The sequence below is a fragment of the Bradyrhizobium sp. PRIMUS42 genome (genome assembly GCF_023006515.1).
In the GTDB taxonomy this organism is placed as follows: Bacteria; Pseudomonadota; Alphaproteobacteria; order Rhizobiales; family Xanthobacteraceae; genus Bradyrhizobium.
Map to the genome: position 1 here is coordinate 1 of NZ_JALBGZ010001043.1, position 1,611 is coordinate 1,611.

Annotated in this window: 3 protein-coding genes; all 3 read left to right on the top strand. The window is 63.3% G+C overall.

Going from position 1 to position 1,611, the window contains the following annotated elements; translation table 11 throughout:
* The coding region (locus MOV75_RS37290) for a chemotaxis protein CheW (RefSeq protein WP_247007901.1) at positions 1 to 295 on the top strand (295 nt) is incomplete at its 5' end.
* Between the two features lie 33 nt (positions 296 to 328).
* The gene (locus tag MOV75_RS37295; protein WP_028143851.1) at positions 329 to 715 is read left to right on the top strand and encodes a response regulator; all 387 of its coding nucleotides are present in this window, start codon (positions 329 to 331) and stop codon (positions 713 to 715) included.
* Between the two features lie 60 nt (positions 716 to 775).
* Positions 776 to 1,611 (top strand): protein-glutamate O-methyltransferase CheR (locus MOV75_RS37300; RefSeq protein ID WP_247007903.1); only part of this gene is annotated, 836 nt, incomplete at its 3' end.

Here is a 1,611-nt window from a genome sequence, read left to right on the forward strand (position 1 = left end):
CATCGTCACCGTGGTCGACATGCGCGCCCGTCTCGGCCTGCCGCAGCCTGAGGACGGCAAGGTGCCGATGGCGGTCGGCGTCGACCTGCGCGGCGAATCCTACGGCCTGCTGATCGACCAGATCGGCGAGGTGCTGCGCCTGCCCGAGGCGGGCATGGAAGAGAACCCCGTCAACCTCGACCCCCGCATGGCCAAGCTCGCCGGCGGCGTCCACCGCCTCGACGGACAGCTCATGGTCGTCCTCGACGTCGATCGCGTCCTCGAGCTCAAGACCGAAGTGCAAATGGCTGCGTGAGCCAACGATAAACATCGAAGCCGGAGAACCAAAATGAAGACGTGTTTGGTGGTCGATGATTCCAGCGTCGTTCGCAAGATCGCGCGCAGGATCCTGGAAGGCCTGGAATTCCAAGTCACCGAGGCCGAGGACGGCTCGAAGGCGCTCGAGATCTGCCAGCGGCAGCTGCCCGATGCGGTGCTGCTGGACTGGAACATGCCCGTGATGGACGGCTTCGAATTCATGGGCCACATGCGCCGCCTGCCCGGCGGCGACCAGCCCAAGGTCGTGTTCTGCACCACCGAGAACAACGTGGCTCATATCGCCCAGGCGCTCAGCGGTGGCGCCAATGAGTACATCATGAAGCCCTTCGACAAGGACATCATCGCCGACAAATTCGCAGAGGTTGGTTTGATCCCGGTCGGACAAGCCATGGTCTGAGTGTGTCTGGCCGAAGTGCTTTGGCCAGAGTGTTCCAGTACAGCTTCGAAGAGGCCATCCGTGACCCCGACCGAGTATGAGTATCTGCGCAAGTTCCTGAAGGACAATTCCGGGCTCGACCTGTCCGCAGACAAGCAATATCTGATCGAAAGCCGCCTGCTGCCGCTCGCCCGCAAGGCCGGGCTCTCCGGTATCCCCGAGCTGGTGCAGAAGCTGCAAGGCGGCTCGCGCACGCTGATCACCGACGTGGTCGAAGCCATGACCACCAACGAGACCTTCTTCTTCCGCGACAAGGTCCCGTTCGATCATTTCCGCGACACCATCATGCCCGAGGTCATCAAGGCGCGCGCGGCGCGTCGGAGCGTGCGCATCTGGTGCGCCGCCGGCTCGACCGGGCAGGAGCCCTATTCGCTGGCGATGAGCCTGAAGGAGATGGGTGCGGCCCTGACCGGCTGGCGCGTCGAGATCATCGCGACCGATCTGTCGCAGGAGGTGCTGGAGAAGGCCAAGGCCGGCATCTACAGCCAGTTCGAGGTGCAGCGCGGCCTGCCGATCCAGATGCTGATGAAATATTTCAAGCAGACCGGCGAGACCTGGCAGATCAATCCCGAGCTGCGGGCGATGATCCAGCACCGGCAGCTCAACCTGCTGCACGATTTTTCCCAGCTCGGCACCTTCGACGTCATCTTCTGCCGCAACGTGCTGATCTATTTCGACCAGGATACCAAGATCAACATCTTCAACCGTCTGGCGCGCCAGATCGAGCCCGACGGCTTCCTGGTGCTGGGCGCGGCCGAAACCGTGGTCGGTCTGACCGATACGTTCCGCCCGATTCCGGAGCGGCGCGGCCTCTACAAGCCGAACGACCCGCGTGCCGCGGCCGCCAAGCCGGCTCT